Raw genomic sequence first — 236 nt, forward strand, 5'->3', positions numbered from 1 at the left:
GTGCTTGTGATCCTTCGTTGCAACGATGACATGCATCGTACACCGTATCAGTCGGTCGTCGACAGGAGGGAACCTAGGGCGAGTCGGCGTACCAACGCCGACAATGCATCCTTGTCCCCCCTCTCCAGGAGTACGATCATTCCGAAATGCTCACGTGCGGAACGCTGCAGCATTAAGGCATTGTGCTTTTCCCGCTGTACACTAACAGGGACCCTGTCACGAAGATCGAAGATAAG

The 236-nt window shown here is 54.2% G+C and carries 1 protein-coding gene; it reads right to left on the reverse strand.

The genetic code is table 11. The features are described from left to right. Positions 1-47: 47 nt before the first annotated feature. A partial coding sequence (locus KVT11_RS20645; protein WP_217609222.1) for a hypothetical protein occupies positions 48-236 on the reverse strand: 189 nt, incomplete at its 5' end.

The organism is Bacillus sp. GbtcB10 (genome assembly GCF_019091365.1).
Classification (GTDB): domain Bacteria; phylum Bacillota; class Bacilli; order Bacillales; family Bacillaceae; genus Bacillus; species Bacillus altitudinis.